4 protein-coding genes are annotated in these 3,430 nt (G+C 64.4%); 2 read left to right on the forward strand and 2 right to left on the reverse strand.

From position 1 onward, the window contains the following. Nucleotides 1-185: 185 nt before the first annotated feature. Nucleotides 186-1,142, reverse strand: a complete 957-nt coding sequence (locus tag VEK15_32860; GenBank protein HXV65533.1) for a hypothetical protein — start codon at nucleotides 1,140-1,142, stop codon at nucleotides 186-188. A 328-nt stretch (nucleotides 1,143-1,470) separates the two neighbouring features. On the opposite strand from VEK15_32860, the gene VEK15_32865 reads away from it, so the two are divergent. Both VEK15_32865 and VEK15_32870 read left to right on the forward strand, forming a co-directional pair. Continuing rightward, the gene (locus VEK15_32865) at nucleotides 1,471-2,634 is read left to right on the forward strand and encodes a Vms1/Ankzf1 family peptidyl-tRNA hydrolase (protein ID HXV65534.1); all 1,164 of its coding nucleotides are present in this window, start codon (nucleotides 1,471-1,473) and stop codon (nucleotides 2,632-2,634) included. 25 nt (nucleotides 2,635-2,659) lie between these two features. Then, nucleotides 2,660-2,818: a hypothetical protein gene (locus VEK15_32870; GenBank protein HXV65535.1), complete on the forward strand. Its 159-nt coding sequence runs from the start codon at nucleotides 2,660-2,662 to the stop codon at nucleotides 2,816-2,818. A gap of 193 nt (nucleotides 2,819-3,011) precedes the next feature. Here VEK15_32870 and VEK15_32875 read toward each other — a convergent pair. Beyond that, a partial coding sequence (locus VEK15_32875; protein HXV65536.1) for a cytochrome C occupies nucleotides 3,012-3,430 on the reverse strand: 419 nt, incomplete at its 5' end.

Genomic DNA, 3,430 nt, shown 5'->3' on the forward strand with positions numbered 1-3,430 from the left:
GAATCCCGCGGTGGTGCACTTTTTCTCGTGGCACTTCGAGCTGTCGATTTCCCTGTTGATCTTCTTCGTGCTGTTGATCGGCGTGGTCGTCGGAGCTCTCGTTGCCGGATGGCTTCGGCTTCGCCGAGGGCGCCGTCACCGTGGCTGACGCTCAACCGGTATTCCGAAGCCCCGAAGCGCTGCCGTTACTGTGCGAGCGCTTCTTCGGCGCGCTCGCGGACGTAATCGGGCAGATGGCGTCTTCGCGTGCGATCCAAAAGGCGCCGGTATTGCTCGACCGCCTCGTCGTCCCGGTCCATCTTCTCGAGGATTTCGATGCGGTTCAACGCGAAGAGGTAGTTCTTCGGGAAATCCTCCTCGAGGGAGACGGCGAGCTCGAGCGCGCTCTCGAGCTGTTCTTCCCGAACGAGGAGCACCATCGTGAGCACCCGGGCCACGTCCCGCGCGCGGCGACCCCGCTCGGCGACGGTTTTCAGAAAGTCGAGCCCTCGTTCTTCGTCTCCTTGGAAGCCGACGAGCGTCGCGAGCCACTTCACGTACCACGGCAAGTCGTCGACAATGTACTCGTACGTGCCCAGCGTGAGATACGCGTCGATATGGCTCCGGTCGAGCTCGACGAGACGATAGTGGAGCTCGTGCGCCCTTCGTCCGAGCTTGAAAGACCGGATCTTGTCACGTTCGATCGTGAGCGCGAACGACGCCTGAATCGCCCTGACCTCACCGAGGTAGTAGAGGCCGTCGGGATCGTCCGGGTCCGCGTCCAAGCGAGCCGTCGCGAGCCGCTCCGCCGCGGCGATGTGCGATTCGAACGCGCGTCGTGCGGCCTCGGGCATCGACTCGTCCGTTGACTCGGAGAACTGCCCCGGCGAGACGAAACGGTCCAACCGCAGCTCCCGCCGGCGGAACAGCTCTCGCTGCCAAACGACGATGGCGAGATCGAGGTGCGGGCCCGGATGGCCCGGATGGGCGTCTCGGAGCTCTTCGAACCCAGCGAGCGATGACTCGTAGTCCAGGTTGTACATGTGGGCGAACGCTTCGCGCACGTCCGCTAGGTAGTCGTCGGTGAGAAGCTTCGCGTGAGCGATCTCGCTGCCACCGACGACGACGAGGAGAGGTGCAAGCAGCCGGTGGCTTCGATTCATGGGTGGATGCTACCGGCGGCCGAACATCCGTTCCTTCGGTCGAACGGTGGATTTTCGGCCGAGCGAGACCCCATGTCGGCTCGATCACATCTTCTTCCGCCGGCTCCTGGAGTGGTCGGGTGTGTGCCCCAAGACCACCTCGGGGCATCACCCGATGTTTTGGCCGAGCGAGTTGTCGTGGAATGGAAAAAGGACCGTAACGATGGGCTCGCGATGACGAGCTCCCATTGGATCCCCCGAAGACGGTGGGCCTTCTTCCAGAGGAGGAGGCCTACCGTGCCTCCGGAAAGTAGGCGGAGATCGGCGGGTTGGAATCGAGAGGCTGAAGATGACCGAGCAAAGGGTTGGAGCGGACGAGAGCCTAATCGACGATGCACTCATCGAGCGGCTGGTCCGGCTCGAATCCAAGGACCTCATCCTCAGCTTGTGCCTCCGGCTCGAGCCGCGACTCATGTACGAGCGCGGCCTGGCGGCACTCCTGCTCAAGTCGTCGTTCGAGCGCTTCGAGCGCCGCGAACCCTCGGAGGCGAAAATAAAAGCGGCTCGCCGCGAGCGTCCGCGAGTCGAAGCTTTCATCCGCGATTGGACCCCGAGCGGCAAAGCCCTCGTCATTTACTCGTGCGGGCCCGCCGGCGTCTGGGAAGTCATCCCGCTCGAGGTCATGCGGCCGGGTTTCCTCATCGTCGACACCACGACGAATACGCGTCCGTTGTCGGTCGTGCTGGACGAGTACCCGCGTCTTCTCGTGTGTGTCGTGCAACGCGACAAAGCGTCGTTCTACACTTCGGCGCAACGGCACGCGAGGCCCGCCGGCACGATCGTCTCCGAGGTTCCCGGCCAGCACAAGACCGGAGGGTGGTCGCAAGCGCGTTTCGAGCGCCACACCGAGGTCCATTTCGAGCAACACTTGCGCGAGGTAGTGGCCGCTATCGAGAAGCTCCACGCGAACAACACGAACCGGGGCTTCGATCGGCTCATTCTCGGCGGCACCGTTGAGGTCACCCGCGAGACCGAGCGTTTGTTGCCCGATCACCTCCGCTCCCGTCTCGTCGCTTCGCTTCCGGTGGACGTGAAGCACGAGTCGGAGGCCGACATTCTCGAAAGAGCACGTGCGGCGAGCGAAGAGGCCGAGCATCGCGAGGAAGAAGAGCTCGTGCGCACGATGGGCGATCGAGCGGAAGCGGGCGGTCCCGGGGTGAGCGGTCTCGACGACACTCTGGGCGCGCTCGCCGAAGGACGGATCGAGACGCTGATCCTTGCCGAAGATTTCGCGGCGCCGGGCTGGGAGTGCCGCCATTGCGGACGGGTGACGGCGACGACGCACGACGGTTGTCCCGTCTGTGGCGGGATCGTCGAAGCGGTGGCGAACGTCGTCGACATCGCTATCGAGCGGGCGTTTACGCACGGCGCGAGAGTCGAGTTCGTCGGCGGCGCGGCCGCCCGGCAACGACTGTCGCGACGGGGCGATATCGGCGCGCTCCTCCGTTATTGAGCTCGCGAACGAGGAGGTTGAGACTTTGAGCAAACACAAGAACGTGCACCCCGATCACTACAAAACCGGCGGCAGCGCGCATCAAGGTGAAGACGTCGTCCACGCGGAACACAAGAAAGAGCTCCGGAAACGCGCCGAGCGCGAGAAGCCGCCCCCGCCACCTCGTGACGAAGAGGCGCAGTAATCGTCGGCACCGCAAGCGTGATCTCGGGAGCTCCCGACGCTAGAGACGCGGGTCGCGAAATTGAGGGAGGGCGAAGTCGATCGACGCCGAATACAAGCTGAAGGGCGCTCCTCGCCTGGGTCCGCGATACTAGTGCGGTATAAAGCTTGATAGTGATAGCGTCGTCGCTAGGCGAAGGAGCCTCTCGGCACAATCAATCCTCGAGGGAGGCGTAGTAGTTGGCAACCTCGCGCATAGCGCTTGCCGGAAGCCGCGATGCCACCGGATCCATCAAGTGCGCAAACTCCGAGCCCCCTCGCGCACCCGACTCGAAGAGCTCGAGCTGCTGGACGAGATAGGCCGCGTCCTGGCCGGCCAGCCGGGGATAGACGTCTCGACGCGGGGTGATGCCGGGACCGTGGCAGTCGGAGCACGACGGGACGCGAAGCTCGGGAATCCCGTCGCGCGCAATGGATGCACCCGCGGCCTGTGAACTCCCGGGGCTCTCGCTTCCGAACGCGCTCAGCCGGCCGTAATAGGCCGCCAGCTCGCGTATCGTGTCGTCCGGCAGGGCCGCCGCCACCGACTCCATGATGCCGCTCGGCCGCGTGCCAGTGGCGTACGCCTCGAGAG

The organism is Vicinamibacteria bacterium (assembly GCA_035620555.1).
GTDB lineage: Bacteria > Acidobacteriota > Vicinamibacteria > Marinacidobacterales > SMYC01 > DASPGQ01.

Excerpts from the sequence above, each read along its gene's own strand:
- VEK15_32860 (HXV65533.1), bottom strand. The coding sequence starts at position 1,142 with ATGAATCGAAGCCACCGGCTGCTTGCACCTCTCCTCGTCGTCGTCGGT.
- VEK15_32865 (HXV65534.1), top strand. The coding sequence starts at position 1,471 with ATGACCGAGCAAAGGGTTGGAGCGGACGAGAGCCTAATCGACGATGCA.